The following is a 26021-nucleotide window of genomic DNA, read 5'->3' on the forward strand; positions in this document are numbered from 1 at the left end:
CATCGCTATGGAATCCGCAATTCCTGCGCATCTCGAAACGCCACGCACGCGCCACAAGCGCGTGCCGGACGATTACCAGCCGCCATATCCGTCCTTCGTGGCGCGCTACAAGCCTTCGGTCAGCCGGGTCGTGATGGCCTATTTCGGTGTTCAGTATGGCGGTGCGGCACCGGCGGCAGCAATTGACGCGTTGAAAGAACTCGCAGGACTGTTCGCAATGGATGGCGGTCCGTCACATTGGGACCGGGCAAGCTATAGAGATCAGTCCGGCAGCGAGAATGTTGTCACGGTCGCTTATTGGGACGATCTCGCACGCTTTGAGGCCTGGTTCGCGCAGGCTCGCGAGATGTGGACGGGGCGGCAACGCGAAGGCATCGGTACCTTCGTCGAGGTGCTGCGTCCTATTGTGGCCCGTCACGAGACGCTGTTCTCCTCGCCCGATCGGCCGGAAGGTGTCGCCGTCGTTGCGGAGGGCATGAGCGGCGAGGTGCAGGAGCACGCCTATTGGGGCGGGATGCGCGACCGTATCCCGCTGTCGCAGACTGATGCGATGGCGCCTGGTGGCGCGCCTGAGCTGATTTGCGACGGCCCGCGGCTGAGAGTCGTGGCGCACGATAATCTCTGCCTGATCCGGTCCGGGCAGGACTGGAGCGATACGGAAGCATCCGAGCGAAAGCTCTATCTCGACGACGTCGAACCGGTGCTACGCGAAGGCATGGACTTTCTGCGCGATGATGGCCTCGCGATTGGCTGCTATGCCAACCGCTACATGCAGGTGCTGGCGGCCGACGGAAGCGCGAGCGAAAAATCCTACGGGCAGAGCTGGTGGAAGAGCCTCGCCGCGCTCGAACGCTGGGCGGAGTCGCATCCGACCCATGTCAGGATCTTCGGCGCGGCCATGAAATATCTGTCGACGCTCGGGCCGTCAGCCAAGCTGCGGCTCTATCACGAAGTGACGGTGGCGGCCGCCGACGAACAGTTCTTCGAATATCTGAACTGTCACCCGAAGACAGGCATGCTAGCGGCGGTCGAAACTGTCAGCACCTAAGCGACACAATGGCCGAGCAGCTCGGGATGTGCCGCGCAGATGTGATGCGCGCCGGCCTCCCGCAGCTCGGCCTCGCTGCCGTAGCCGTAGAGCACGCCGATGGCGGTCATCCCGTTGGTCCTGGCGCCGACCACGTCGTGGCTGCGGTCGCCGATCATGATCGCGCTGTTCGCATCGACGCTGGTCTCGTCGAGCGCGTAGCGAAGCAAGTCGCGCTTGTCGACACGCGTGCCGTCGAGCTCGGCGCCGAACACGCGTTCGAAATACGGCTTCAAGCCGAAATGATCGACGATGCGGCTGGCGTAGACGGCGGGCTTGCTGGTCGCCACGAACATGCGCTGACGTGTCGCTGCGAGCGAAGATAACGTGTCCGTAATTCCGCTGTAAGCCTCGTTCTCGAACAGGCCGATATCGCTAAAGCGCTCGCGATAGAGCAGCAGTGCTCGGTCGGCGAGCTCATCGGCTCCGGTGAGCTTGCGAAGGCTGGCAAGCAGCGGAGGGCCGATGCACCAGGTCAGTTCGTCCTCGCTCGGCACGGGAACGCCGAGCCGTTCCAGCGCATATTGGATCGAGCGGGTGATCCCGGGCTTCGGGTTCGTCAGCGTGCCGTCGAGATCAAAAAAGATTGTCACCATCGGGCATGACCGGTGTTGATACTGCCGTCTGTTGCTAGTTGGCTCTGGTTCCAAGTCAAGGTCCGATTTGTCCGATAGCGTCAATGCCATGCGAATAGCTCGGGTCATTGCTGTGTTGTGCCAGGCTTTGCTGCTGGCACCGGCGCTCGCGGAGGAGGCACCCTCCACCGATGCGCCTCCGAAGGCCGAGGAACCCGAGAAGCCAGCGGAGAAACCGAAAGATGCCCGCGAGAGCGACACGCGGGAGTCGATCTGCCTGATCGTGGAGGCGGCCGCGCGCGACAATAACCTGCCGCTGGAATTCTTCGCGCGCGTGATCTGGCAGGAAAGCCGCTTCCAGGCCGATGCGGTCGGGCCCATGACGCGCAGCGGCCAGCATGCGCAGGGGATCGCGCAGTTCATGCCGGGCACTGCCAGCGAGCGCGGTCTGCTCGATCCGTTCAATCCGGTGCAGGCTTTGCCGAAGTCGGCCGAATTCCTGAATGAGCTGCGCAACCAGTTCGGCAATCTCGGCCTTGCCGCGGCCGCCTACAATGCCGGCCCCCGGCGCGTGCAGGAATGGCTCGCCGGCACCGGGCCGATGCCGGAGCAGACCCGCAATTACGTGTATGCCATCACCGGCACCAGCGTCGATGCCTGGGCCAAGGCGGGGAGCACCGGCAAGGGACCACCGAGCTCGCCGACGACGAGCTGCCGTGATCTGATCGCGCTGCTCAAGCGTGCTCCCAATCCATTCGTCGCCGAGCTCGAGCAGCATGTCGAGCTTGCAGCCGCAAAGATCTGGGGCGTGCAGCTCGCGGCCGGCTTCGACCGCAACAGGGCGCTCGCGATGTATTCCCGGGCCGTGACGAAACTGAGCACCGTGATCGGCGAGCGTGATCCGAGCCTGCTCTCCTCGGTGATGCGCAGCCGTGGCACGCGCGCGTTCTATCAGGTCCGCATCGGCGCGGATACGCGCGCCGAGGCTGATGATCTGTGCAACCGCATCCGCAAGGCGGGCGGGGCGTGTTTCGTGCTGAGGAACAGGGGTGTGGCGGGGTAGGATGAGCCGTCATTCCGGGTTCGCGCCAAGTGCAGCGCCCCGGAATGACGGCGGTGAGCCTGGCTGTCATGCATGCCAGCCCCGCCGCGCCTTTCCTTGACGCGCGCACCCGTCTCGCCCGTTATGCGGGCACGATTCCTTACCGGCCAAAGCTCCCGTGGCGCTTCCTCCGCTCGATTCACCGCAATGGAATAGTCCCTGGCGCGCCTTCGCGTGGGGACTGCGCTCGATCACGCAGACGATCCTCACCATCGTGCTGTTCGTGACCTATCTCGGCATCGGTGCGCTCGCTCACGACACCCATTTCAGCCTGCTCTGGGCATTGTGCTCGACGCTGTTCGTCTGGGCAGGTCCGGCGCAGATCATCCTGATCACCACGCTCGGCTCGGGCGCCACCATCATCCAGTCGGCGATCGCGGTGACCGTCAGCGCCATCCGCCTGTTTCCAATGGTGGTCTCGGTGCTGCCGCTGATGCGCACACCCACGACCAAGCGGCGCGAGCTGATTTTCGCCGCGCATCTCACCGCAGTGACGCTGTGGGTCGAATGCCACCGCTTCCTGCCGCAGGTGCCGCGCGAACGGCGGATCGCCTTCGTCCACGGGCTCGGCTGCGGGCTCGTCTCCGTGTGCCTTGTCGCCAATATCGTCGGCTATTTCCTCGCCGCCAACCTGACGCAGACGCTTGGTGCGGCGATCCTGTTGCTGACGCCGCTGTCGTTCCTGTTCTCGACGGCGCGCAACAGCCGCGAGGTCGCCGACGTCGTCGCGCTCGTGCTGGGCATCGTGCTCTATCCGCTGGCGGCGAAGATGAACTCCGGCCTCGATATCCTCGTCAGCGGCGTGGTCGCCGGGACGATCGCTTATGGCGTGCACTGGTGGCGGGAGGTACGCGCATGAGCTTTGCGCAAGCGATCGGCGACTGGCACGCGCTGGCCGTCCTGTTCGTCGCCGGCGTCGTTCCCAACCAGATCTGGCGCATGCTGGGCCTGTGGTTCGGCGGCGGCATCGACGAGGGCTCGGAGCTGCTGGTCTGGGTCAGGGCGGTCGCCACCGCGATCCTGGCCGGCGTCATCGCCCAGATCGTGGTCCAGCCGCCGGGGGCGCTGGCCAGCGTGCCTGATGTCCTGCGTTATGGTGCGGTCGGTGCCGGTCTCGTCGTTTTCCTGCTGACCCGCCGTTCGATCTTCGCAGGCGTGGTCACGGGCGAAGTCTTCATGCTGGCCGGCAAGTGGTGGTTGGGCTAAAACCGCCAGCGAACAGCCAGGGAACAGGACATATGGTTCGCGAACAGGAGCTCCGCGAGGGCGAGGTCGCCATCGAGCTGCCGCCGACGCAAGATGCCGGCCTCGTCTTCATCGGCCGGATCCGCACGCCCTGGTCGTCGCGGCTGGAGACGCCGCGGCAGGGACGTCAGGACGGTCCGATCTGCCGCCTCGAGATCTTCGAGCCGTTCGTGCCGGCCATCAAGGGCGTCGACTTCTACAGCAACCTCGAAGTGCTCTATTGGCTCGACCGCTCGCGCCGCGACATCGTCCTGCAGAGCCCGAAGAACAACGAGAAGACCCGCGGCACGTTTTCGCTGCGCTCGCCGGTGCGGCCCAATCCGATCGGCACCTCGATCGTCAAGCTGGTCGGCATCGAGGGCAATGCCATCCTGGTGCGCGGCCTCGATTGCATCGACAACACACCGCTGATCGACATCAAGCCCGACCGCTGCGAGTTCACGCCGCTGGCCGCGCCGCAGAAGGGTGATTTCGAGACGGGGTAATCCGTCATTCCGGGGCGACGCGAAGCGTCGAGCTAGGGTGCGCAATTGCGCACCTGAGAATCCATCGGGCAGCAATGACGATGGTGAAATGGATTCCGGGTTCGTGCCAAGAGGCGCACCCCGAATGACGAGTTGATAAGAGTTACACTGCCTTCAACGCCGCCATCAGCTTCGCCGCGTGCTCTTGCAGCACCTTGTCGTCTTCCTTGCGGCTCGCGGGCGGCAGCATGGCGACGCCGTCATGGCGCGGCATCACGTGCATGTGCAGGTGAAACACCACCTGTCCGCCGGCAGGCTCGTTGAATTGCTGCACGGTGATGCCGTCGGCGTCGAACGCCTTCATTGCGGCGGCCGCGATCTTGTGCGCGCCGCGGGCGACGTGGGCGTAATCGTCGGGCTTGATGTCGAGGATGTTGCGGGCAGGGGCCTTCGGGATCACCAGCGTGTGACCGGGCACGCGCGGCATGATGTCGAGGAAGGCGAAGACGTGCTCGTCCTCGTACACCTTGTAGCAGGGCAGCTCGCCGCGCAGGATTTTTGCGAAGATGTTGTTGCTGTCATAGGCGATCATGGCGGCGGCTCCTCGGACGATTTGCGCTTACTGTCACCAGCCGTGGCGAGGCGTCAAGGCGCCTCGTCGGCCCCTTTGCGGAACGGGCCGAGCTCGGCAAGCTCTCGTCCTGCTTCCGCAACATAGGCGCGCTCGCGCTTGAGATAATCGGCGATGGCGCGGCGCAGGCCGGGATCGGCAATGAAGTGAGCGGAATGGGTGGTGCGCGGCAGGTAGCCGCGCGCGATCTTGTGCTCGCCCTGCGCGCCGGCTTCGACATGCTTCAGGCCGCGCTTGATCGCGAAATCGATCGCCTGGTAGTAGCAGACCTCGAAATGCAGGAACGGGTGATGCTCGACCGCGCCCCAATTGCGGCCGAACAGCGTATCCGAGCCGATGAAGTTGATCGCGCCCGCAATCCAGCGATTGTTGCGGCGGGCCATCACCAGCAGCACGTCCTCGCTCATGGTCTCGCCGATCAGCGAGAAGAACTCGCGCGTCAGGTACGGCCGGCCCCATTTGCGCGAGCCGGTCTCCATGTAGAATGCGAAGAAGGCATCCCAGGCATCCTCGGTGATGTCCTTGCCGGTGAGCCAGTGAATGGTGACGCCGGCGGCGAGTGCATCGCGCCGCTCGCGCTTGATCGATTTGCGGTGGCGCGAGTTCAGCGTCGCCAGGAAGTCGTCGAAGCTCGCAAAGCCCTCATTGTGCCAGTGGAACTGCTGGTCGGTGCGCTGGAGGAAGCCGTGCTCGGCGAGCAGCTTCCATTCTGACTCCCGCGCGAAGGTGACGTGGACGGAGGAGGCCTTGCTGACGCCGCACAGCGCTATGAGTCCACTCGCCAGCGCCTCGGTGATACGCTCGCGATCGACGCCATCACGCACCAGCAGCCGCGGCCCCGTGGCCGGCGTGAAGGGAACCGAGACCTGGAGCTTCGGGTAGTAGCGTCCGCCGGCACGCTCATAGGCATCCGCCCAGCCGCGATCGAAGACGTACTCGCCCTGGCTGTGCGATTTCAGATAGCAGGGGACGATTCCGGCGACGCGGCCGCCGAGCTTGGCGATCAGATGCCGGGGTCCCCAGCCAGTCCGGATGGTGGCCGAACCCGATTTCTCGGCCGCGGAGAGAAAGGCGTGGGAGACGAACGGGTTATAGGCGGGTTTTAAGATGCTGGCGGAATTGCCTGGAAGAGCGGATGAGGTTCCCGCGCCGGAGTTATTACAAGCTTTGCCCGGATTGGCGCAGGCGTCCCAATCCTCCGGCGATACCTCGCCAATGGATGGTACGGCCTCGAGCGTAATTTCGGATGATGCCATTGGGTGCAAGATCGTGCATTGCAGCAGCAACTTCAAGGGGGCGATCCAGTGGCCCCCATGGCCGTCATTGCGAGCGCAGCGAAGCAATAGAGATTGTCACCGCGGCGGCATTCTGGATTGCTTCGTCGCAAGAGCTCCTCGCAATGACGCGGAGGGAGCGGCGCCTACGGCACGAACCCCTCGAAGATCATCTGGTCCGCGTACCGCCCGACCCGGGTCCGCTGCTCCGGGGTGCGGACGGTCCAGCCGAGCAGGGCGCAGCCGAAGACGTTTCGGGCGATCCAGGGGGCGGGGGCCGGGAGGTGGTCGACCTTGAAGGCGACGAAATGCGGCCGGGTCTGCAAGCCGTGGCGCAGGTACAGCATGCTGTCGCGCTGCTCTTGGGTGAGGTTGGCCCAGTACTCGTCCTCATAGCTCCGCTGTGCGACGATGCCGCGCGGACGGTTGGGCAACAGCTCACGCAGCGCCAGCACCTGGTCGGGATCGAAGGACATGCCGACGGCGGGGCCGTCATACGAGGCCAACACCTCGGCCATCCGCTTCACCAGCTTGCGGTCGCCGCCGAAATGGCTCTTCACCTCGATCACCAGGGGCACCCGTCCGGAGACCATGGCGCAAAGGTCGGCGAGCGACATCATCCGCTCGTCGGTGTCCTTGAACCTGACGGCCTTCAGCTCGGCTGCGGTCTTTGCGATCAGCTCGCCGGTGACCTCGGTGAGCCGGCCCAGGGCATGGTCGTGATGGACCATGGCCTCGCCGTCGGCCGAGAGCTGGATATCGACCTCGATCGCAAAATTACCAGCAATCGCAGCCTGCACCGCGCCCGGCATGTTCTCGACGATGCCGCGCGAAATGTCATGCAGGCCGCGATGGGCGACCGGCCGGGCTGTCAGCCAATCCGGAGCGCGCATATGGCGTCAGGCGACCTCGAACACGCCGTCGACCTCGACCGCCGCATCCGCGGGCAGCGAGGCGACGCCGACGGTGGTGCGGGCGTGGCGGCCCTTGTCGCCGAAGGCGGCGACCATTAGGTCGGAGGCGCCGTTGAGCACCTTCGGCCCGTCCAGGAAATCCGGGGCCGAGTTGATGAAGCCGCCGAGGCGCACCACGCGTACGACCTTGTCGAGATCGCCGAGCGCCGCCTTGACCTGGGCCAGCAGGTTGATCGCGCAGCCGCGCGCGGCGGCAGTGCCGTCCTCGATCGAGACGCCGGCGCCCAGCTTGCCCTTGGCAATCAGCTTGCCGGCCGGATCGAAGCAGACCTGGCCGGAGACGAACAGGAGGTTGCCCGTGCGCACGAACGGCACGTAATTGGCGACGGGGGTGGGGGCCTCGTGCAGCTTGATGCCTTGCTCCGCCAGTTTCTGCTCGACCGTGCCCGCCATGTCCGACCTCGTTGTCCAAAAAATCCTTCGCTCCGGCGCGTCCCTGGATGGCCGGGCGGGCCCTGTTTCGCCCATCGTGCCGCCACATGCAAGCAACCGGAGGGGCTGCATTTTGTTGAGGCTGGCCGGTAGGTTCAACGTGGAGGGGCAATTTTACGTGGACGGCCTCAGTTGCGGCGCAATGGAACGGTCATTAAAATGTCGAATCTGCGCTTTCCTCAGGGAACAGACATGGTGCACCTTTTCCGGACTTCGCTCGGTGTGATGGCGTTTGCCGCGGCCAGTGTCGGCCTTGGCGGCGTAGCCGAGGCCGCCAACGGTCCGTTTCTCGCGCACCAGGCGCTCTATGACCTCCGCCTCGTCAAATCGCGCACCAATTCGGTCAATAGCGCCCGCGGCCGGATCCTCTACCATTTCACGGGGAACGCCTGCGAGGGCTATACCTCGGAATTCCGCCAGGTCTCCGAGCTCGATAGCGGCGAGGGCAAGGTCACGCTCAGCGACCTCCGCTCCAACTCCTGGGAGGACGCCGCCGGCAAGAGCTACCGTTTCAAGATCGAGACGCGCATGAACGAGGCGGATGCCGGCCGCGTCGACGGCTCGGCCGAGCGCGACGGCGACCACATCAACGTCAAGCTGAAGCTGCCGGCGCCGAAGACGTTCACGCTCGACGGCAAGATCGTGTTCCCGACCGAGCAGATCCAGCGCATCATCGCCGCCGCGAAAGAAGGCAAATCGCTGCTGGAGCTCTCCGTATATGACGGCTCCGATGACGGCCAGAAGGTCTACAACACGCTGACCGTGATCGGTCAGCCGATCCCCGCCGACCGCGCCACCTCGTCCGATCCGTCGACTGCGGACGAGCACATGAAGTCGCTCAAGCGCTGGCCAGTCACCGTCAGCTATTTCGACCGCGAGGCCCAGCAGAAGGAGGGCGAGCAGACGCCGGTCTATGCGATGGCGTTCGAGCTCTACGAGAACGGCGTCTCGCGCCAGCTCATGCTCGACTACAACGATTTCGTCATCTCCGGCGCCATGGGCAAGTTCGACGTGAAGGACAGCAAGCCCTGTAATTGAGGGCTAGGTCTCTCGTCGCGAGCAGCGTCGTAGGGAGGGCAAAGCGGATCGTGCCCACGCTTTCTCTCGATAATCGTTGATAGATGGTGGGCGCGGCGCAAGTGCGCCTTTGCCCACCCTACGAGATCTCTCTTGGTCGCTTCGCTCCTCGCAATGACGGGGCTAGCTCTCGTCACACTCTCCCGCTACGCTCCCTCCCAACCACAAATTCGGGGAGCCAGCCCATGCCGAAGCTCGACCATCTCCGCCCCAGCGGCCTGCATCACAATCCAGCCTATTCCCACGTCGTCACCGCGACGGGGGCGCGCACGATCTACATTTCCGGCCAGGTCTCGACCGACGAGGAGGGCCGGATCGTCGGCGAGGGCGATATCGCTGCGCAGACCACCCAGGTGATGCAGAATCTCGGCCTCGCGCTGAAGGCCGCGGGGGCGAGCTATTCCAACATCGTCAAGATCACGACCTTCGTGGTGAACTACAAGCCGGAGCTGCGGCCCATCATCGGCAAGGCCCGCTCGGCCTTCTTCGAAGGCATGGAGCCGCCAGCCTCGACGCTCGTCGGCGTCTCCGCGCTCGCTGCGCCGGAATGGCTGATCGAGATCGAGGCGGTCGCGGTTGCGGATTGAGGTTTTCCTGTAGCCCGGATGAAGCGCAAGCGCAATCCGGGAAGCCTGTCGCCACGGAGCACTGTCCCGGATTGCGCTCCGCTCCATCCGGGCTACAGCTGCTATGAGTGCTTCGCCTCTGACAGCTCTTGTAGAGCCGCCATCGCTTCGTCGGCTCTGTCGGACGGTACGAAGAGATGGTCGTGGTGGAACGCCGACACGGCATTCACGCTGATGCCGGCGTCGGCGAGGCGCGCCGTGATTGCCGCCAGGAAGCCGACCGCATCGAGCGCGGAGTGAACCGTGAGCGTGATCAGGCGTGAGGCGAATTCGTAGCGCAGTCCTGCGCGTTCGGCATCCTCCAGCGGTGCTACGACCGTTGTGCCCTCCGGCTCGCGGAAGATCAGGAGCGGATCGACTGCTGCGGGAATAGTCTCGTCTGCCGCGATCGTGCAAAATACGAAGGTGCCCGGTCGCAGCTCCGGCTTCATCAGTCTCAGCAGCGCATTGAGATCGCGTTCACCCGTCATCACTCCTGCGCCTTCTCCGGGCCCTCATAGGCAATGCCGCGGATCACCGCGGCGCTGCCGAACTTCTTGCGCAGGCTGTCGACCGCGCGTTCGGCGTGGGCGGCGCGGCGGTCGAGCATGTCGGTGTCATCGATCGCCGAGCCCTCGCGCAGCGCGCTGACGCCGGCGCCCATCAGGCGGAAGGCGGTGCCGTCGATTTCCTTGGCCAGCATCTCGCGGCAGATCGAGAAGATCTTCGCGGCCAGCTGCGTCGGGGCGGCGATCGATTGCGAGCGCGTGCGCTGGCGGAAATCGGCGGTCTTCAACTTCAGCGTCACGGTGGAGCCGGCGAGTTCGCTGCTCTTCAGGCGCGACGACGTCTTCTCGCAGAGTCGCCACAGGATCTTCTCCAGCGTCGCGAAATCGCGGATGTCGGTCTCGAACGTCGTCTCGCTTGAAATGGTCTTGGCGCCGCGGTCAGGCTCGACGCGGCGGTCGTCGATGCCGCGTGCGAGCCGCCACAGCCTGCGGCCCTCGCTCGGAAACTGCCGCATCATCTCGATCTCGTCGGCCTTCTGCAGGTCGGCGATGATGCGGAAGCCGCGCTGCACCAGGCGTTCCTGCGTCGCGGGACCGACGCCGAAGATGAAGCCGACCGGCTTTTCCGCCAGCATCAACCGCGCTTCCTCCTGGTCGAGCGCGGCAAAGCCTCTGGGCTTGTCGAGGTCGGAGGCGATCTTGGCCAGGAACTTGTTGCAGGACAGGCCGACCGAGACGGTGATGCCGATGTCGCGCTCGACGTCGCGGGCAAAGCGCGCCAGCACCTTGGCGGGGATCATGCCGTGCACCCGCTCGGTGCCGGAGAGATCGAGGAAGGCCTCGTCGATCGAGAGCGGCTCGACCAGCGGCGTCAGCGCCTGCATGGCCTGGCGGACCTCGCGGCCGACCCGGACGTACTTTGCCATGTCCGGGCGGATCACGGTCGCATGCGGGCAGGCTTCCAGTGCCTTGAACATCGGCATCGCCGAGCGAACGCCATAGGTGCGCGCGATGTAGCAGGCCGCCGACACCACGCCGCGCTTGCCCCCGCCGATGATGACGGGCTTGTCGGCGATGTAAGGGTTGTCGCGCTTCTCGACCGTCGCATAGAAGGCGTCGCAGTCGATATGGGCGATGGTCAGGCCGGCGAGCGAGCGGTGGCGGACGAGGCGGGGGGAACCGCAGGCCGAGCAGCGCCGCAGGCCCATATCCAGATCGGCCAGACAATCCCGGCAGAAGCAGCGGGGCCCGGCCGGCTCTGGGACGCTCACGGCACGTCGCGCTCCCAGGAGGGGTCACCGAGCGCATCGCCGAGGACCTGCCGCGCCGCGGCAACGTTGGTCGGGTGCAGTTCCGCCACCTTGGCAAAGGCCTTCACCGTGGCATCGTCCCGCATCACGAAATCGAGCACGCTGAGGAGGAAATTCGGGTCCGCGGCGGCGTTGCGCAGGGTCTCCGGACCGACCCCCGTCTCGGCCAGGAACAGGCCCAGCCGCTCAGGCTCGCCCGCGACGAAGGACAGGGCCTGAATCGCAACGATTTCAGCGACTTCGCGGGGGTTGTGAACAGGCTTTTTCACGGGGACGGTTTGCCTTTCCGTTAACTTTCGGTCTCTAATTTGGAATCATCATGCCCGAGTCTCGTGCTCAAGTCTTCCGGCCCCGGACAAGCAACTGGAAACCACATCGCAGAAAGTGGACCCTCGGGTTTAACGAAACTCAAGCGAATCTGAGGCTAGTTTGAATCCAGTTTTCGAAACGCCGGGAAGCGGCGTCTGAGGCGTCATATGTACCGGTCCTTCGGACCAATCAGGAGGGCGGGATGGCTAAGACCGTCCTGATCGTGGAAGACAACGAGCTCAACATGAAGCTCTTCCGCGACCTGTTGGAGGCGCACGGGTACCAGACCTCCGGCACCAGCAACGGCTACGAGGCGCTCGACCTCGTGCGCAAGATGCGGCCCGACCTCGTGCTGATGGACATCCAGCTGCCGCAGGTCTCCGGCCTCGAGGTGACGCGCTGGATCAAGGACGATCCGGAGCTGCGCGCCATTCCCGTCGTCGCGGTCACGGCGTTCGCGATGAAGGGCGACGAAGAGCGCATCCGCGAGGGCGGCTGCGAAGCCTATTTGTCCAAGCCGATCTCGGTCGGCAAATTCATTGAGACGGTCCGGCGTTTTATCGGATAGGAAGTGAGTTCACAGTGTCCGCGCGTATCCTGGTCGTCGACGACGTCCCCGCCAACGTCAAGCTGTTAGAGGCCCGCCTCTCCGCCGAATATTTCGACGTGATGACCGCCGCGAACGGCACCGAGGCGCTCGCGATCTCAAGGCGTGCCGAATGCGACATCATCCTGCTCGACGTGATGATGCCCGACATGGACGGCTTCGAGGTCTGCCGCCGCCTCAAGACCGATCCGGCGACGCATCACATTCCCGTCGTGATGGTCACCGCGCTCGACAGCCCCGCCGACCGCAACCGCGGGCTCGAGGCTGGTGCCGACGACTTCCTGACCAAACCCGTCTCCGACGTCGTGCTGATCGCGCGGGTGCGCTCGCTGACGCGGCTGAAGATGATGACGGATGAGCTGCGCATGCGCGCCATCACCTCGCTCGAGATCGGCATGCAGGCGCCGGAGCGCAGCGCCGTGGCCGACACCGGCAAGGGCGGCCGCATCCTCCTGGTCGACGACCGCCAGTCCTCCTACGAGCGGCTGGCGACGATCCTCGCCGCCGAGCACACCATCGACGTCGAGCCGAACCCGACGGAGGCGCTGTTCCACGCCGCCGAAGGCAATTACGACCTTCTGATCGTCTCGCTCGACCTCAACAATTTCGACGGCCTGCGCCTGTGCAGCCAGGCGCGCTCGCTGGAGCGCACGCGCCACGTGCCGATCCTGGCCATCGCCGATCCCGAGAATTCGACGCGGCTGCTGCGCGGCCTCGAGATCGGCGTCAACGACTATTTGCTGCGCCCGATCGACAAGACCGAGCTTTTGGCGCGCGCCCGCACCCAGATCCGCCGCCGCCGCTACACCGATCATTTGCGCGACAACGTGCAGAACTCGATCGAGATGGCGATCACCGACGCGCTGACCGGCCTGCACAATCGCCGTTACATGGAGAGCCATCTGGCGACCCTCGCCGAGCAGGCCGCGACCCGCGGCAAGCCGCTGGCGCTGATGATCCTGGACATCGACTATTTCAAGTCGATCAACGACAATTACGGCCACGATGCCGGCGACGACGTGCTGCGCGAGTTCGCGGTGCGCGTGCGCAAATCGATCCGCGGCATTGATCTCGCCTGCCGTTACGGCGGCGAGGAATTCGTCATCGTGATGCCCGAGACCGATCTCCACGTCGCCGGCATGGTCGCCGAGCGCCTGCGCCGCTCGATAGCGGGTGAGCCCTTCGCGATCCACAAGGGGGCCAAGCGCATCGAGGTCACGATCTCGATCGGCCTCACCACGCTCGAGCGAAAGGGCGAGGCGGTGGCCGACGTCCTCAAGCGCGCCGACACCGCGCTCTACCGCGCCAAGCACGACGGCCGCAATCGCGTGGTGTCGCAGGCGGCGTGAGGGCCGTCCGCGCAAAGTTGCGAAAACAACCCCATGCACAGTAGCCGGCGCGAGCGGGATCAATGGGTTACGCGGGTGGCGAGATAATTTGCGCCGGCAGCGGCGTCGTTTGACCCGTTGGGCAAAACAGGAGCATATTGGTAGGGTCGCGAAATGGTCCTGACGGGTAGTCAGGCGCCCGCGCTTTCTCCACAAATCCCGGTGTCATTCCCCGCCTTGTGCGCAGTCGCGCACTGGAGCGGGGAATCCAGTACGCCGCAGCTTCTCGGGTCTAGCTTCACTGTCTCTTGAATACTGGATCACCCGCTTCGCGGGTGATGACAGCGAGCGATCAGGCGACAGCGGTTAGTCTGGAGCGCGCTTGCTCCGTTTCTCCGCCGGGTTCGCATCCTCGCCCACATCCACCCCCGCATTCCGCAGCAGCACCTTCGCCGCTTCCTTCGCGGCTCTGGCCATCGCCGGATCATCGCGCACGAGGTCCTGCGCGATGGAGCCGTCGACCAGCAGCACGAGCTGCGTCGCGAGAGCCTCCGCATCCGCAACGCCGAGCTCGGTCAGGCGGTCGCGAAACCAGAGGCGGCGGCTTTCCTTGAAGGCGATCGCGATCTTCTTCACGGCGCGGTCGCCGGGGCCGAGCTCGGCGACCGCATTGACGAACGGGCAGCCGCGAAAGTCTTTCGCCGCGAAGCGTTGCTCCAGCGAATCGAACGTTCCGAGGATCTGCTCGGCGGGCGGCTTGTCGGAGGGGCGTGCGCTGACAAAGCGGCGCTCGAGATAGGCGGTGATCAGCGCGTCCTTGGACGGGAAGTGGTTGTAGAGCGTGCGCTTGGAGATGCCGACCTCGGCCGCGATAGTATCGACGCCGATGGCGCGAATGCCTTGCAGATAGAACAGCTTGTCGGCGGTCCGAAGGATCCGCTCTTTCATCGTCTGTGGGGCAGGCGGGGGAGCCATGCGGAGCTAAGCGTCCTGTTCGCTTGACAGCCGCTTCCATCTATAGCCTAAGTGCACAGGTCTGTGTACCCAAAAACATCGGCAAAAGCAGACGACGGCACGCGTGCCGCGCCCAAAAGGGAGAAGAAAAATGCCCCTGCTGCAGGTTCTGCGTCCGACGTTGCCGATCCTGATCGGCGCCTCGATCATGCTGACGCTGAGCATGGGGCTGCGGCAGTCGCTCGGCATTTTCATGCAGCCGCTGACGCACGACATCCACATTTCGATCTCGGATTTCACGCTTGCACTGGCCGTGCAAAACCTCGCCTGGGGCTTCCTGCAGCCGCCCGCCGGTGCACTCACCGTGCGCTACGGCTTCCGCCCGATCATGATCGCCGGCGCGCTGATGTACATCGCGGGCCTCGCGCTGATGGCGACGGCGAATGGGCTTCTCAGCATCATGATCGGCGCCGGCGTGCTGATCGGGACCTCGCTCGCCTGCACCGCGGCGGCGATCGCGATGTCGGTGGCGGCACGTGCGGTGCCGGAGACGGTGCGCTCGACCGTGCTCGGCATCGTCTCCGGCGCGGGCTCGCTCGGCGCGCTGCTGTCGGCTCCGATCGGACAGATGCTCAACGAGGGCTTTGGCTGGCGCGTCGGGCTCGCGGGCTTCGTCATCATGTCGGTGCTGATGATCCCTGCGGCCTGGTATGCCGGGCGCGTCGACAAGATTCCGTTGCCGAAGCCGGCGGCCGACGAGATCGATGAGGCCACGGCTGCAGCCGCGGCGAGGACCGCGTTCGGCAATGCCTCCTTCGTGGTGATGACCTGCGCCTATCTCGTCTGCGGCATGCAGCTCGTGTTCCTCACCACGCATCTGCCGTCGTACCTCGCGATCTGCGGCCTCGATCCGATGCTGAGCGCGCAGACGCTCGGCATGATCGGCGGCTTCAACGTGCTGGGCTCGCTGTTCTTCGGCTGGGCCGGCCAGCGCTGGAACAAGCTGGCGCTCTTGGGCGGGATCTACATCCTGCGCTCGCTCGCACTCGCTTGGTACTTCATGCTGCCGGCAAGCCCGTTCTCGACGCTGCTGTTCGGCGCGATCATGGGCTTTCTGTGGATGGGCGTCGGCCCGCTGGTCGCGGGCGCGGTCGCCGAGATGTTCGGCCTGCGCTGGCAGGCGATGATCCAGGGCCTCGCCTTCATGAGCCACCAGATCGGCAGCTTCCTCGGCGCTTACGGAGGCGGGCTGCTCTACGACGCGCTCGGCTCCTACACCATGGCCTGGCGCATCGGTGTCGCGCTCGGCCTTGCCGGCGGCATCGTGCAGGTCGTGTTCGCGCTGATCAGGCCGTCGCAGCCGCCGGCGCCGGTGCTGAAGGCGGCGTAGGCGGACGGCGGCGCTAGCTACATTGCACTACCGAGGACGCGCGCTGCGTCCCGGGTTGGGCGTGCGTTGCGCGTAAGGATTGTCGAGGCACATCGCCGAACGGCCCGCCGCGCTGGCTCTGCATTCGTCAAATGAACGATACTGGCAAGAGATGTAGGTGCCGCCGCCCCATTCCCACTCCTGCAGACATACCGGAAAATTGCCGCCGAACCGCTGCGCTGCCGCTGGACCGGGCGCGGACATGGTGATCAGGACGAAGAGCAGACAGGCAAGCGCGCGCATCATGATCAGCGCGGCCGCTGCGGAGCGTGCTGCTTGAACCTCACGCGCGGGTTCACATCGCAATAGGTGTTCGATCGCCCGGATGCCGAGGCCAGGCACTGTTCCCGCGTCGAATACATGCAGTCTCCGGAAGCGCCGAGCCCTCCGCCAAAAACGCACCAGGGATAGTCATACTGAGCGTTTGCTGCGGAAGAAAATCCGATGACCATAACGACAATGAGCAGAGCGATGCGCATGCGATTCTCCCATCAAGTCAGTTGAGCGGCAACGCAAGAGGTTCGCTCCGAAAGATAGCCGCTTGACGATGCTGGCTCAACAACCACGACTCAAGCGAGTTCCTCTCGTCACGCCGGAGTGTCCCACGTGTGATCTCGCAGAGCCGGTCCGGATTTGCTTCGCTGCGCTAAGCAGCGCAGCGCTGGGTAGCAGGGTACATGAGCAGGGACATGCGAGCCGAAACGACAACGGGGCCCGCAAGGGCCCCGCAAAAAACCTTAGCGCGCTACGCCGCGATCTTACTTGATCTTGGCTTCGCGGAATTCGACGTGCTTGCGCGCGACCGGGTCGTACTTCTTCTTGACCAGCTTGTCGGTCATGGTGCGCGAATTCTTCTTGGCAACGTAGTAGAAGCCGGTGTCGGCCGAGGACACGAGCTTGACCTTGATGGTGACCGCTTTGGCCATGTTCTGAACCTCAGAATATCAGGGGAATCTGGAGCCGGCCAAACGGCCCGCGTTGGCCGGCAACCTAGTCAGAAACGGCGGGAAGTCAAGGTTTCAGGCGGCGGAAACCGCTCAAATCGGGCCCATTAGGCCGCAAAGAACCGGTTTTTCGGCCGCGGCAGGCCCAGATTCTCCCTCAAAGTGGGCCCTTCGTACTCTTTGCGGAAAATCCCGCGCTTCTGCAGCTCCGGGACCACCTTGTCGACGAAATCGTCGAGACCGGCAGGCAGGAACGGGAACATGATGTTGAAGCCGTCGGAGCCGCGTCCGACCAGCCATTCCTCCATCTGGTCGGCGATGGTCTTGGCGGTGCCGACGAAGGACAGGCCGCCATAGCCGCCGACGCGCTGGGCGAGCTGGCGCACGGTGAGCTTCTCACGGGCGGCGAGATCGACCAGGCGCTGCCGGCCGCTCTTGCTGGCATTGGTCTCGGGGATTTCGGGAAGCGGCCCATCGGGATCGAAGCCGGAGGCATCGGTGCCGAGGATGACGGAGAGCGAGGCAATGGCGCTGTCGTAATGCACGCGGCTGTCGAGCAAAGCGCGCTTCTCCTTGGCCTCATCCACGCTGTCGCCCACGACGACGAAGGCGCCGGGGAGGATCTTCAGGTGCTCGGGGTCGCGGCCGATCTTCTCCATGCGGCCCTTGATGTCGGCATAGAGTTTCTGGCCGTCGGCGAGGCTGCCGCCGCCGGTGAACACTGCTTCCGCGGTCTCGGCGGCGAGCTGCTTGCCGTCTTCGGAGGCGCCGGCCTGCACGATCAGGGGCCAGCCTTGCACGGGGCGGGCGATGTTGAGGGGGCCGCGCACTTTGAAGTATTTGCCCTTGTGGTCGAGGGTGTGCATCCTGGCGGGATCGAAGAACAGGCCGCTCTCGACGTCGCGCATGAAGGCATCGTCGGCGAAGGAGTCCCAGAGGCCGGTGACGACGTCGTAGAACTCGCGGGCGCGCTTGTAGCGCTCGGCGTGCTCCATGTGATCGTCGAGGCCGAAATTCAGCGCCGCGTCCGGGTTCGAGGTGGTGACGATGTTCCAGCCGGCGCGGCCGCCGCTGAGATGGTCGAGCGAGGCGAAGCGGCGCGCGACGTGATAGGGCTCGTCGAACGTGGTCGAGCCGGTCGCGATCAGGCCGATGCGCTCGGTCACGGCTGACAAAGCCGACAGCAGGGTGAACGGCTCGAACGAGGTCACGGTGTGGCTGCGCTTGAGCGCGTTGATCGGCATGTTGAGCACGGCGAGGTGATCGGCCATGAAGAAGGCGTCGAACTTGCCGGCCTCGAGCTTTCGGATCAGCGTCTTGATATGGCCGAAATTGAAATTCGCGTCGGGCCAGGCCCCGGGATAGCGCCAGGCGCCGGTGTGGATGCTGATCGGGCGCATGAACGCGCCAAGCTTGAGTTGCCTTTGTGCCATCGCCCGGTGTCCGTTCTTGGTGACGCTCGCAAAGACATAGGCATGAGTGGGAACTCCGCCATTGGGGGAGACGGGAAGAATTTTTTGTTTTTCGTAGCTCTCTCAGCACGTCATTCCGGGGCGACGCGGAGCGGCGAGCCCGGAATCCATAACCACCATCCGGAGTATGGATTCCGGGCTCGCGCCAAGAGGCGCACCCCGGAATGACGGAGGATAGACTTGATCGAACTACGCCCCAGCGCGCCAACTAGCTCAAAACGTCCTTCTGCATCTTGCCGGCGTAGAAGTGGAAGAACGGCACCGGCGCGTCGTGACGGAGCGGGCCGGTGGCGAGGCGGGTGTCGAGCTCGTTGAGCACGTTGCGCGTCATCGGATGCAGATCGGCGAGCGGTTTTGAGCCGAGCTCGACCCAGACCAATTCGACCAGCTCCGCATCGGCATGGATCACGCCTTCGACGCGGTGGGTGATCGCAGAGGCATCGGCGGTGAAGAAACGCGTGTCGAAGCGCTTGACGCGGCCGGGCGGGGTGATTGCGCGCGCGATCAGGAACAGGCTGGAGGGATCAGGCAGCAGGCCCGCATCCGCGAACGGCTGCCAGGGACCTTCGAGCTTCGGCACTTTGCCTTCGGCCTTGCGGCCGAGGCAGAGGCCGGTCTCCTCGCAGGCTTCGCGGATGGCGGCAATGGCGAGCGATTTCGCGCGCGAGGCCGGCGTCTTCGGGCTGCCCTTGGCGAGATTGGCTTCCAGTTCGGCGGTGATGGGCGCGGCGCAGGGCACGCGATAATCGGCCTTGTCGACGCGCCCGCCCGGGAAGACGAATTTTCCCGGCATGAACACCACCTTGTCGTGGCGCTTGCCGACCAGCACTTTCGGAATGGCGCCGCTGCGGTCGACCAGGATCAGCGTCGCCGCATCCTTCGGGCGGAAGTAAGGATGATGATCGGCTTCCTTCTCCTCGTGAACCTTGGTCTTCTCCTCGGCCTGCGAAATATCGGTCATGTCCTCACCCGAACTGTTCTTTTACGTGTTTACACAGGCGGAATACCATCGGGAGGGTTGTCGTCAAACCCGTGCATGCGCAGAGCCCATTGCAAGCCGACCACAGCTCCCTTCACGGGCTGCAGCAGCGCGAGCGAGGCGACGAAGGTGAAGGGCAGATAGGCTGCGAAGCTGAGCCAGACCGGCGTCGAATAATTGGTCTCGATCCAGAGGATGGCCGGCACCACGATGTGGCCGACGATGACGATGACGAGATAGGCAGGCAGATCGTCGGCGCGATGCGGGGTGAAGTCGAGGCCGCATTTGGCGCAATGGTCGGCGGTCTTCAGGAAGGCGCGGAACAGCTTGCCTTCGCCGCAGCGCGGGCAGCGGCCGCGGAAGCCGCGCTTCATTGCTGACCAGACGTCGCGCTTCTCGACGAGACCGTTCTCGCGCGTCCAGATCTTTGGTGCCGTGCTCATCGTCACCATGCCTTGCCCTTCTTGCCCTTACCCTTGTTCTTTCCTTTGGCCTTCCTTCCCTTGCCGGACTTTTTCTTCTCCGGCTTGCGTTTTCGCTCCGGGCTGCGTCCGGGCTGCGGCTTGGACGATTTGCGCTGCGGACGGAGCGGCCTGCGCTGGCGCGGGCCGCTGTCGGTCTCGGACGACAGCAGCTCGAAACGCAGCGCGCCCGCGATGGGAGCGGCCTCGATCAGGCGGACGTCGACGACGTCGCCGAGCTGGTACATGGTGCCGCTGCGCGTGCCGACGAGGGCATGGCGGCTTTCGTCATAGTTGAAATATTCCGTGCCGAGGGATCGGATCGGGATCAGCCCGTCAGCGCCGGTCTCGCTGAGCTTCACGAACAGGCCGGCGCGGGTGACGCCGGAGACGCGGCCCTGGAAGCTGGCGCCGATGCGGTCGGCGAGGTGATGGGCGATCAGGCGGTCGACGGTCTCGCGCTCCGCCTTCATGGCGCGCCGCTCGGTCAGCGAGATATGCGCGGCGACTTCGCTCAAGCTTTCCGGCGTCTCGCTGTCGGGCAGGGCGCCTGCGCCAAGGCCAAGCGCACGCACCAGCGCGCGGTGCACGACGAGGTCGGCATAGCGGCGGATCGGCGAGGTGAAATGCGCATAGCGGCGCAGGTTCAGGCCGAAGTGACCGTAATTCTCTGAGGAATATTCGGCCTGCGCCTGCGCGCGCAGCACGACCTCGCTCACCAGCGGGTAATAGTCGTGGCCTTCGAGCTGAGCCAGCACACGGTTGAACGTGGTCGGGCGGAGCGCGCCGGACTTGGCGAAGGGAACGTCCAGCGTCTCCAGGAATTCCGCGAGCGCGTGAACCTTCTCCAAGGTCGGCTCGTCGTGCACGCGGTAGATCAGCGGCAGCGATTTCTTCTCCAATGTCTCCGCTGCGGCGACGTTGGCGAGGATCATGAACTCCTCGATCAGCTTGTGCGCATCGAGACGCTCGGGGACCACGACGCGATCCACGGTGCCGTCGCTCTTCAGGAGGATCTTGCGCTCGGGCAGATCGAGATTGAGCGGATCGCGCTCGTCACGCGCGCGTTTGGCGCAGGCATAGGCGGCATAGAGCGGCCTCAGGATCGGATCGAGCAGGGGGCCGGTGGTGTCATCAGGCCGGCCGTCGATCGCGGCCTGCGCCTGCGCGTAAGCGAGCTTGGCGGCCGACCGCATCAGGATGCGATGAAAACTGTGCGAGCGCTTGCGGCCGTCGGGGCCGAGCACCATGCGCACCGCCAGCGCGCCGCGCGGCTCGCCGGGCACCAGCGAGCAGAGATTGTTGGAGATGCGCTCGGGCAGCATCGGCACGACGCGGTCCGGGAAATAGACCGAGTTGCCGCGGTCGAGCGCGTCGCGGTCGAGCGCCGTGCCCGGCCGCACGTAGAAGCTGACATCGGCGATGGCGACGTTGACGATGAAGCCGCCCTTGTTGTTGGGATCCGGATCGGGCTCGGCATGCACCGCGTCGTCGTGATCCTTGGCGTCGGGCGGATCGATGGTGACGAGCGGGACGTCGCGCCAGTCCTCGCGGCCTTTCAGATTGGCGGGCTCTGCCGCTTCCGCCTCGCGCTCGGCGGCGGAGGAGAATTGCAAGGGGATGTCGTGGGCGTAGATCGCGATCAGGCTGATCGCCTTTTCCGACTTGACCGAGCCGAGCTTCTCTTTCACCCGGCCGGAGGCGAGGCCAAAGCCGCGGGTGCGGACGATGTCGACGCTGACGAGGTCGCCATCCTCAGCGCCGCCCGTATCGGTCCTCGCGATGTTTAGCTCGCGGTCGGCCATCTTCTTGTCGACGGGGACGAGCCGTCCGCCGCCCTCCGGCAGGCTGCGGAAGACGCCGAGGATGCGGCTCTTGGCCTTGTCGATGACCTTGATGATGCGGCCGCGATAGGCGGGACCTTCATCGTCATCGCTGCGTTCGACGCGCAGCAGCGCGCGGTCGCCGACGCCGGCGGCGGTGCCGGGCCTCGGCCGGCGCGGCATCTCGATGAGGATCTTTGGCGGCTCGCCGTTCTCGACCTCGTCCCATTCGGCGGGGGAGGCGATCAATTCGCCATCGGAGTCGCGGCCGGTGATGTCGGCGAGCAGCGTCGGCGGCAGCGCGTCCGGCTCGGAGACCTTGTGGCGCTTCTTCTTGATGATGCCGTCGTCGGCGAGCTCGCGCAGCATGCGCCTGAGCTCGGCGCGATCGGCGTTCTTCAGGCCGAACTCGCGCGCGATGTCGCGAGTCCCGACCTTTCCTGGATTTGCCTTGATGAAGGCGACGATGGCTTGCCTGTCGGGAAAGCCACGGTCTGTCTTTGGTTTCACTTAACCTCTAATTCTTGATCTCAGGTCTTGCCGGCACTCTTCTTGGCCGGAGTATTTGCCGGATTCTTGGTGGCGGCTGCCTTGGTCGGCGACGTCTTTGCGGTCGACGGCACGGCGGCGCGCGCCTTGCTGGTGGATTCGGATTTGGATTTGGCCGCGGCTTTCTTCGCAGCCGGCTTCTTCGGCTTCGGTGCGGCGTCCTCGCCGTCCGCAGCCTTCTCTGACGCTTTCTTGGCCTTGGCCGGCTTCGCCGCCTTCTTGGCCTTGCCGCCGCCCTTGCCGCCACCCTTGGCGGCGCGCTCGTCGATCAGCGTGATCGCCTGCGGCAGCGTGATGGTGTCCTTCTCGAACTCGGCCGGGATGGTCGCGTTGACGCCGCCCGCGGTGACATAGGCGCCGTAACGGCCGCTCTTCACGGTGACGGTGCCAAGCGTCGGATGATCGCCGAGCGCCTTGCCGGGATCGGCGCCGAAGCGGCGGCTCGGGCCCTTGGCAACCTTCTCCGCGATCAGCGTCACCGCACGATTGAGGCCGATGTCGAACACCTCGTCGCCGGCCTCTAAGCTCGCATAGGTCTTCTCGTGCTTCACGAACGGTCCGAAGCGGCCGAGGCCCGCGGTGATCGGCTGGCCGGTCTCCGGATGCTTGCCGATCTCGCGCGGCAGCGACAGCAGCTTCAGCGCAAGCTCGAGATCGACGTCGCTGGGCGAGGTGCCCTTCGGAATGCCGGCGCGCTTGGGCTTCTCGCCTTCCTCATAATCCTTCTGCTCGCCGAGCTGGATATAGGGGCCGAAGCGGCCGGCCTTGACCCAGACATCGCGACCCGTGTCGGGATCCTGGCCGAGCGAACGGTCAGCAGTCGCCTCGCCATCGGCGGCGAGCTGACGGGTGTAGCGGCATTCCGGATAGTTCGAGCAGCCGACGAAGGCGCCGAACTTGCCGGCCTTGAGGTTCAGCCGGCCGGTGCCGCAGTTCGGGCACTGCCTGATATCGCCGCCATCGGCGCGGGGCGGATAGATGTGCTGGCCCAGCATGTCATCGAGCACGTCGAGCACCTGGGCGACGCGCAGCTCCTTGATGTCGTCGACGGCGCCGATGAAGCCGGTCCAAAAGTCCTTCAGAACCTGCTGCCAGGAGATCTCGTTGTTGGAGATACGGTCGAGCTGCTCTTCGAGGCTCGCCGTAAAGTCGTACTCGACATAGCGGGCAAAGAAGCTTTCGAGGAAGGCGACCACGACGCGGCCCTTGTCCTCGCCGTGCAGACGCTTCTTCTCCAGCTTGACGTAGCCGCGGTCCTTCAGGACCTGGAGGATCGAGGCATAGGTCGAGGGCCGGCCGATGCCGAGCTCTTCCATGCGCTTGACGAGCGATGCTTCCGAGAAGCGCGGCGGCGGCTCGGTGAAATGCTGGGTGACGGACAGGCTCTGGCGCTTCACGGCCTCGCCCTGGCTCATCGCGGGCAGGCGGCGGGAATCCTCGTCCTCCTCGTCGTCGCGGCCTTCCTGGTAGAGCGCGAGGAAGCCGTCGAACTTGACGACCTGGCCGGTGGCGCGCAGCTCCAATGTGCGGGAGCCTGCCTTCGCCGTGATGTCGACGGTGGTCCGCTCGAGCTCGGCGGATTCCATCTGGCTCGCGATGGTGCGCTTCCAGATCAGCTCATACAGCTTGGCCTGATCGGCATCGAGCTTGCGGCTCATGCTGTCGGGGCGGCGGGAGAGGTCGGTCGGGCGGATCGCCTCGTGCGCTTCCTGGGCGTTCTTGGCCTTGGCCTGGTACTGGCGCGGGCTATCCGGCACGTAGGCGTTGCCGTAATCCTCGCCGATCACCTTGCGAGCCTGGGTGATCGCCTCGGGAGCGATCTGCACGCCGTCGGTACGCATATAAGTAATGAGTCCGGTGGTCTCGCCGCCGATGTCGATGCCCTCGTAAAGACGCTGGGCGATGCGCATCGTGTGCGCCGGGGCAAAGCCGTATTTGCGGCTGGCTTCCTGCTGCAGCGTCGAGGTGGTGAAGGGCGCCTGCGGATTGCGCCGGGCCGGCTTGGCGTCGACCGCGGTGACCGCGTAAGTCGCCAGTTCCAGCGCCTTCTTGAAGTCTTCGGCTTCCGCGCCGGTGCCGATGTCGAGGCGCTGGATCTTCTTGCCGTCGGCGCCGACGAGGCGGGCCTCGAAGGCGTCGCCCCGCGGGGTGAGCAGGGTCGCGATCAGCGACCAATATTCGCGGGCTACGAACTTCTCGATCTCGAGCTCGCGGTCGCAGACGAGGCGCAGCGCCACCGACTGCACGCGGCCGGCCGAGCGGGCGCCCGGCAGCTTGCGCCACAGCACGGGGGAGAGGGTGAAGCCGACCAGATAGTCGAGCGCGCGGCGCGCCATGTAGGCGTCGACCAAGGCGCCGTCGATCTCGCGCGGATGCTTCATCGCTTCCGAGACGGCCTGCTTGGTGATGGCGTTGAACACCACGCGCTCGATCTTCTGATCCTTCAGCGCGCGCTTCTCCTTCATCACCTCGAGCACGTGCCAGGAGATGGCTTCGCCCTCGCGATCGGGGTCGGTGGCGAGAATCAGGCGGTCGGCGCCCTTCAGCGACTTCGCGATATCGTTGAGGCGGCCGGCCGCCTTGGGGTCGACCTCCCAGATCATCTTGAAATTGGCGTCGGGATCGACGGAACCATTCTTCGCCGGGAGATCGCGGACATGGCCAAACGAGGCCAGAACCTCATAGGACGAGCCCAGATATTTGTTGATCGTCTTGGCTTTCGCCGGCGACTCCACAATGACGATATTCATTTAGTTCCAGTGGCTTACGGGAAAATCTTGGGCCGAAAACGAAAGGACTCGGGTCGGCCGTTTCGACCCGAACATGGGTGGTGAGCGGCCCCCTGTCAAATCGTGGGGTGTTGAAAGGCGCCGCAATGGGAAAAGTTTCATATCGAAAAAGTTGCAGAATACCACCTTGGAGTTGCGGTTGATGTGGGCGTAATGTCCTGTCGGGGCATGGATTCGGGTGGGGTTCTGGTGACCAGGCCAGGAAAGAAACGGGCGCGCGCCGGATCCGGCGCGCCGGGGGGCACGCGTCACGAGGAACCGGGGGAGGGCGGTGCGGACGAGGCCGTGGCCTTCATCGCCGAGCAGACCGGGGCCTTACGCAAGCTGGCCGAGCGCCACAAGCTGGACGTGCTGCATTATCTCTTAGGCATGACCAAGCTCGAGGCCGACGAGCACCTGCGGCTACGGACCAAGCGCAAGCTGTCGTGAGAGTGGGCTCCCCGGTGATCGTGAGAGACTTGAGCGCCGCTCTCTCCCCCGTCATTGCGAGCGAAGCGAAGCAATCCAGAGTCTTGCCGCGGTGGGATTCTGGATTGCTTCGTCGCAAGGGCTCCTCGCAATGACGTCGTGGGGCGGTGCCACAATCACGCCGACCGACGTCGCGACGACGGTCGTGGCTTCAGCGTGGTCTCCGCCGGCGTGAGCAGCCGCCCATCCTCGGCGCGCATTTCCAGCTTCTTCACCGGACGGCCCTTCTCGCGATCGACCAGCATCGTCGCAATCTCCTCGGGGCGGTCGTCGAACTCCTCGCTCCACTGCCGCAGCGCGACCAGGATCGGGAAAGTGCCGCGGCCCTTCGGCGTCAGCAGATATTCCTGATAGGCACTGCCGTCGGAGGCGGGGGCGGTTTCGAGAATGCCGTGGTCGACCAGCGATCGCAGCCGCGCCGCCAGGATGTTCTTGGCCATGCCGAGCTTGTTCTGAAACTCGCCGAAGCGGCGGACGCCGAACAGCGCCTCGCGGATGATCAAGAGCGACCACCAGTCGCCGAGCGCCTCCAGCGACCGCGCGATCGGGCAGGCATCACCCTCGAAGCTCGTCCGTTTCACCATCGTTCGTCCCTTCGCATTCACACGCCGCCAGCGCCGATCA

The 26021-nt window shown here is 65.0% G+C and carries 29 protein-coding genes; 11 read left to right on the forward strand and 18 right to left on the reverse strand.

Features of this window, described 5'->3' with window-relative positions; all coding sequences use genetic code 11:
* Nucleotides 1-7 precede the first annotated feature (7 nt).
* Nucleotides 8-1048: a phenylacetaldoxime dehydratase family protein gene (locus I6F33_RS26875; RefSeq protein WP_225144618.1), complete on the forward strand. Its 1041-nt coding sequence runs from the start codon at nucleotides 8-10 to the stop codon at nucleotides 1046-1048.
* Here the strand turns inward: I6F33_RS26875 and I6F33_RS26880 are convergent.
* Nucleotides 1045-1683 (reverse strand): HAD family hydrolase, encoded by a 639-nt coding sequence (locus I6F33_RS26880; RefSeq protein ID WP_225144619.1) that lies wholly within the window; start codon nucleotides 1681-1683, stop codon nucleotides 1045-1047. The two genes, I6F33_RS26875 and I6F33_RS26880, sit on opposite strands and share 4 nt — an antisense overlap.
* Nucleotides 1684-1771: 88 nt before the next feature.
* Here I6F33_RS26880 and I6F33_RS26885 point away from each other — a divergent pair, with 88 nt between their 5' ends.
* From I6F33_RS26885 to tsaA, 4 genes are all read left to right on the forward strand, one after another.
* Nucleotides 1772-2725, forward strand: coding sequence for a lytic transglycosylase domain-containing protein (locus tag I6F33_RS26885; RefSeq protein ID WP_225144620.1), 954 nt, complete (start codon nucleotides 1772-1774; stop codon nucleotides 2723-2725).
* A gap of 157 nt (nucleotides 2726-2882) precedes the next feature.
* On the forward strand, nucleotides 2883-3623 hold the full coding sequence (locus I6F33_RS26890; RefSeq protein WP_036039333.1) for an AzlC family ABC transporter permease: 741 nt from the start codon (nucleotides 2883-2885) through the stop codon (nucleotides 3621-3623).
* A complete protein-coding gene (locus tag I6F33_RS26895) occupies nucleotides 3620-3970 on the forward strand; it encodes an AzlD domain-containing protein (RefSeq protein ID WP_036015173.1) in 351 nt (116 codons plus the stop codon). Before I6F33_RS26890 ends, I6F33_RS26895 begins: the two co-directional genes overlap by 4 nt.
* A 32-nt stretch (nucleotides 3971-4002) precedes the next feature.
* Nucleotides 4003-4494 carry a tRNA (N6-threonylcarbamoyladenosine(37)-N6)-methyltransferase TrmO gene (gene tsaA, locus I6F33_RS26900; protein ID WP_036015171.1) on the forward strand — a complete coding sequence of 164 codons (492 nt, stop codon included), beginning with the start codon at nucleotides 4003-4005 and terminating at the stop codon, nucleotides 4492-4494.
* 142 nt (nucleotides 4495-4636) lie between these two features.
* On the opposite strand, the gene I6F33_RS26905 is transcribed toward tsaA, so the two are convergent.
* From I6F33_RS26905 to I6F33_RS26920, 4 genes are all read right to left on the reverse strand, one after another.
* Entirely contained in the window at nucleotides 4637-5065 is a 429-nt protein-coding gene (locus I6F33_RS26905) for an HIT family protein (RefSeq protein ID WP_225144621.1), read from the reverse strand.
* A 53-nt stretch (nucleotides 5066-5118) separates the two neighbouring features.
* The gene (locus I6F33_RS26910) at nucleotides 5119-6360 is read right to left on the reverse strand and encodes a GNAT family N-acetyltransferase (protein WP_225144622.1); all 1242 of its coding nucleotides are present in this window, start codon (nucleotides 6358-6360) and stop codon (nucleotides 5119-5121) included.
* 164 nt (nucleotides 6361-6524) lie between these two features.
* Nucleotides 6525-7271, reverse strand: a complete 747-nt coding sequence (locus I6F33_RS26915) for a glycerophosphodiester phosphodiesterase (protein ID WP_225144623.1) — start codon at nucleotides 7269-7271, stop codon at nucleotides 6525-6527.
* A 6-nt stretch (nucleotides 7272-7277) separates the two neighbouring features.
* Entirely contained in the window at nucleotides 7278-7745 is a 468-nt protein-coding gene (locus tag I6F33_RS26920) for a RidA family protein (RefSeq protein ID WP_225144624.1), read from the reverse strand.
* Between the two features lie 231 nt (nucleotides 7746-7976).
* Here I6F33_RS26920 and I6F33_RS26925 point away from each other — a divergent pair, with 231 nt between their 5' ends.
* Nucleotides 7977-8822, forward strand: coding sequence for a cell envelope integrity EipB family protein (locus I6F33_RS26925; protein ID WP_225144625.1), 846 nt, complete (start codon nucleotides 7977-7979; stop codon nucleotides 8820-8822).
* A gap of 224 nt (nucleotides 8823-9046) precedes the next feature.
* The gene (locus I6F33_RS26930) at nucleotides 9047-9448 is read left to right on the forward strand and encodes a RidA family protein (protein WP_018646938.1); all 402 of its coding nucleotides are present in this window, start codon (nucleotides 9047-9049) and stop codon (nucleotides 9446-9448) included.
* 101 nt (nucleotides 9449-9549) lie between these two features.
* On the opposite strand, the gene I6F33_RS26935 is transcribed toward I6F33_RS26930, so the two are convergent.
* The 3 genes from I6F33_RS26935 to I6F33_RS26945 are packed head-to-tail and all read right to left on the reverse strand — an operon-like array spanning nucleotide 9550 to nucleotide 11554.
* Nucleotides 9550-9957 (reverse strand): ACT domain-containing protein, encoded by a 408-nt coding sequence (locus I6F33_RS26935; RefSeq protein ID WP_036015159.1) that lies wholly within the window; start codon nucleotides 9955-9957, stop codon nucleotides 9550-9552.
* Nucleotides 9957-11246, reverse strand: coding sequence for a DNA polymerase IV (locus tag I6F33_RS26940; protein ID WP_225144626.1), 1290 nt, complete (start codon nucleotides 11244-11246; stop codon nucleotides 9957-9959). Before I6F33_RS26940 ends, I6F33_RS26935 begins: the two co-directional genes overlap by 1 nt.
* On the reverse strand, nucleotides 11243-11554 hold the full coding sequence (locus tag I6F33_RS26945; protein ID WP_036015155.1) for a DUF3572 domain-containing protein: 312 nt from the start codon (nucleotides 11552-11554) through the stop codon (nucleotides 11243-11245). Before I6F33_RS26945 ends, I6F33_RS26940 begins: the two co-directional genes overlap by 4 nt.
* Before the next feature lie 242 nt (nucleotides 11555-11796).
* Here I6F33_RS26945 and I6F33_RS26950 point away from each other — a divergent pair, with 242 nt between their 5' ends.
* On the forward strand, nucleotides 11797-12162 hold the full coding sequence (locus tag I6F33_RS26950) for a response regulator (RefSeq protein ID WP_008566616.1): 366 nt from the start codon (nucleotides 11797-11799) through the stop codon (nucleotides 12160-12162).
* A gap of 14 nt (nucleotides 12163-12176) precedes the next feature.
* Nucleotides 12177-13550, forward strand: a complete 1374-nt coding sequence (locus tag I6F33_RS26955; protein WP_225144627.1) for a PleD family two-component system response regulator — start codon at nucleotides 12177-12179, stop codon at nucleotides 13548-13550.
* Between the two features lie 345 nt (nucleotides 13551-13895).
* Here I6F33_RS26955 and I6F33_RS26960 read toward each other — a convergent pair whose 3' ends face one another.
* Entirely contained in the window at nucleotides 13896-14504 is a 609-nt protein-coding gene (locus tag I6F33_RS26960) for a TetR/AcrR family transcriptional regulator (RefSeq protein WP_346657214.1), read from the reverse strand.
* A gap of 130 nt (nucleotides 14505-14634) precedes the next feature.
* On the opposite strand from I6F33_RS26960, the gene I6F33_RS26965 reads away from it, so the two are divergent.
* Nucleotides 14635-15873, forward strand: coding sequence for an MFS transporter (locus tag I6F33_RS26965; RefSeq protein ID WP_225144629.1), 1239 nt, complete (start codon nucleotides 14635-14637; stop codon nucleotides 15871-15873).
* A gap of 27 nt (nucleotides 15874-15900) precedes the next feature.
* Here I6F33_RS26965 and I6F33_RS26970 read toward each other — a convergent pair whose 3' ends face one another.
* From I6F33_RS26970 to topA, 8 genes are all read right to left on the reverse strand, one after another.
* Nucleotides 15901-16158 carry a DUF3551 domain-containing protein gene (locus I6F33_RS26970; RefSeq protein ID WP_346657215.1) on the reverse strand — a complete coding sequence of 86 codons (258 nt, stop codon included), beginning with the start codon at nucleotides 16156-16158 and terminating at the stop codon, nucleotides 15901-15903.
* 2 nt (nucleotides 16159-16160) lie between these two features.
* The gene (locus I6F33_RS26975) at nucleotides 16161-16391 is read right to left on the reverse strand and encodes a DUF3551 domain-containing protein (protein WP_074448008.1); all 231 of its coding nucleotides are present in this window, start codon (nucleotides 16389-16391) and stop codon (nucleotides 16161-16163) included.
* A gap of 279 nt (nucleotides 16392-16670) precedes the next feature.
* The gene (gene rpmG / locus I6F33_RS26980; RefSeq protein WP_007603295.1) at nucleotides 16671-16838 is read right to left on the reverse strand and encodes a 50S ribosomal protein L33; all 168 of its coding nucleotides are present in this window, start codon (nucleotides 16836-16838) and stop codon (nucleotides 16671-16673) included.
* 125 nt (nucleotides 16839-16963) lie between these two features.
* Nucleotides 16964-18289 carry an LLM class flavin-dependent oxidoreductase gene (locus I6F33_RS26985; RefSeq protein ID WP_225113850.1) on the reverse strand — a complete coding sequence of 442 codons (1326 nt, stop codon included), beginning with the start codon at nucleotides 18287-18289 and terminating at the stop codon, nucleotides 16964-16966.
* 247 nt (nucleotides 18290-18536) lie between these two features.
* Nucleotides 18537-19289: an NUDIX domain-containing protein gene (locus tag I6F33_RS26990; RefSeq protein WP_225144630.1), complete on the reverse strand. Its 753-nt coding sequence runs from the start codon at nucleotides 19287-19289 to the stop codon at nucleotides 18537-18539.
* Nucleotides 19290-19318: 29 nt separating this feature from the next.
* The gene (locus tag I6F33_RS26995) at nucleotides 19319-19759 is read right to left on the reverse strand and encodes a DUF983 domain-containing protein (RefSeq protein ID WP_036015117.1); all 441 of its coding nucleotides are present in this window, start codon (nucleotides 19757-19759) and stop codon (nucleotides 19319-19321) included.
* Nucleotides 19753-22101, reverse strand: a complete 2349-nt coding sequence (rnr, locus tag I6F33_RS27000) for a ribonuclease R (protein ID WP_225144631.1) — start codon at nucleotides 22099-22101, stop codon at nucleotides 19753-19755. The genes I6F33_RS26995 and rnr overlap by 7 nt, the downstream gene beginning before the upstream one ends.
* Nucleotides 22102-22121: 20 nt before the next feature.
* On the reverse strand, nucleotides 22122-24890 hold the full coding sequence (gene topA / locus I6F33_RS27005) for a type I DNA topoisomerase (RefSeq protein ID WP_225144632.1): 2769 nt from the start codon (nucleotides 24888-24890) through the stop codon (nucleotides 22122-22124).
* A 228-nt stretch (nucleotides 24891-25118) separates the two neighbouring features.
* On the opposite strand from topA, the gene I6F33_RS27010 reads away from it, so the two are divergent.
* Nucleotides 25119-25358: a hypothetical protein gene (locus I6F33_RS27010; RefSeq protein ID WP_036039304.1), complete on the forward strand. Its 240-nt coding sequence runs from the start codon at nucleotides 25119-25121 to the stop codon at nucleotides 25356-25358.
* 155 nt (nucleotides 25359-25513) lie between these two features.
* Here the strand turns inward: I6F33_RS27010 and I6F33_RS27015 are convergent, their stop codons facing one another.
* On the reverse strand, nucleotides 25514-25981 hold the full coding sequence (locus I6F33_RS27015) for a helix-turn-helix domain-containing protein (protein WP_225144633.1): 468 nt from the start codon (nucleotides 25979-25981) through the stop codon (nucleotides 25514-25516).
* Nucleotides 25982-26021 lie beyond the last annotated feature (40 nt).

The sequence above is a fragment of the Bradyrhizobium sp. BRP20 genome (genome assembly GCF_020194215.1).
GTDB classification, from domain to species: domain Bacteria; phylum Pseudomonadota; class Alphaproteobacteria; order Rhizobiales; family Xanthobacteraceae; genus Bradyrhizobium; species Bradyrhizobium yuanmingense.

Coding starts and splice junctions, on each gene's coding strand:
- I6F33_RS26875 (WP_225144618.1), top strand. CDS start 8: ATGGAATCCGCAATTCCTGCGCATCTCGAAACGCCACGCACGCGCCAC.
- I6F33_RS26880 (WP_225144619.1), bottom strand. CDS start 1,683: ATGGTGACAATCTTTTTTGATCTCGACGGCACGCTGACGAACCCGAAG.
- I6F33_RS26885 (WP_225144620.1), top strand. CDS start 1,772: ATGCGAATAGCTCGGGTCATTGCTGTGTTGTGCCAGGCTTTGCTGCTG.
- I6F33_RS26895 (WP_036015173.1), top strand. CDS start 3,620: ATGAGCTTTGCGCAAGCGATCGGCGACTGGCACGCGCTGGCCGTCCTG.
- tsaA (WP_036015171.1), top strand. CDS start 4,003: ATGGTTCGCGAACAGGAGCTCCGCGAGGGCGAGGTCGCCATCGAGCTG.
- I6F33_RS26905 (WP_225144621.1), bottom strand. CDS start 5,065: ATGATCGCCTATGACAGCAACAACATCTTCGCAAAAATCCTGCGCGGC.
- I6F33_RS26910 (WP_225144622.1), bottom strand. CDS start 6,360: ATGGCATCATCCGAAATTACGCTCGAGGCCGTACCATCCATTGGCGAG.
- I6F33_RS26915 (WP_225144623.1), bottom strand. CDS start 7,271: ATGCGCGCTCCGGATTGGCTGACAGCCCGGCCGGTCGCCCATCGCGGC.
- I6F33_RS26920 (WP_225144624.1), bottom strand. CDS start 7,745: ATGGCGGGCACGGTCGAGCAGAAACTGGCGGAGCAAGGCATCAAGCTG.
- I6F33_RS26925 (WP_225144625.1), top strand. CDS start 7,977: ATGGTGCACCTTTTCCGGACTTCGCTCGGTGTGATGGCGTTTGCCGCG.
- I6F33_RS26930 (WP_018646938.1), top strand. CDS start 9,047: ATGCCGAAGCTCGACCATCTCCGCCCCAGCGGCCTGCATCACAATCCA.
- I6F33_RS26935 (WP_036015159.1), bottom strand. CDS start 9,957: ATGACGGGTGAACGCGATCTCAATGCGCTGCTGAGACTGATGAAGCCG.
- I6F33_RS26950 (WP_008566616.1), top strand. CDS start 11,797: ATGGCTAAGACCGTCCTGATCGTGGAAGACAACGAGCTCAACATGAAG.
- I6F33_RS26960 (WP_346657214.1), bottom strand. CDS start 14,504: ATGGCTCCCCCGCCTGCCCCACAGACGATGAAAGAGCGGATCCTTCGG.
- I6F33_RS26965 (WP_225144629.1), top strand. CDS start 14,635: ATGCCCCTGCTGCAGGTTCTGCGTCCGACGTTGCCGATCCTGATCGGC.
- I6F33_RS26970 (WP_346657215.1), bottom strand. CDS start 16,158: ATGATGCGCGCGCTTGCCTGTCTGCTCTTCGTCCTGATCACCATGTCC.
- I6F33_RS26975 (WP_074448008.1), bottom strand. CDS start 16,391: ATGCGCATCGCTCTGCTCATTGTCGTTATGGTCATCGGATTTTCTTCC.
- rpmG (WP_007603295.1), bottom strand. CDS start 16,838: ATGGCCAAAGCGGTCACCATCAAGGTCAAGCTCGTGTCCTCGGCCGAC.
- I6F33_RS26985 (WP_225113850.1), bottom strand. CDS start 18,289: ATGGCACAAAGGCAACTCAAGCTTGGCGCGTTCATGCGCCCGATCAGC.
- I6F33_RS26990 (WP_225144630.1), bottom strand. CDS start 19,289: ATGACCGATATTTCGCAGGCCGAGGAGAAGACCAAGGTTCACGAGGAG.
- I6F33_RS26995 (WP_036015117.1), bottom strand. CDS start 19,759: ATGGTGACGATGAGCACGGCACCAAAGATCTGGACGCGCGAGAACGGT.
- topA (WP_225144632.1), bottom strand. CDS start 24,890: ATGAATATCGTCATTGTGGAGTCGCCGGCGAAAGCCAAGACGATCAAC.
- I6F33_RS27015 (WP_225144633.1), bottom strand. CDS start 25,981: ATGGTGAAACGGACGAGCTTCGAGGGTGATGCCTGCCCGATCGCGCGG.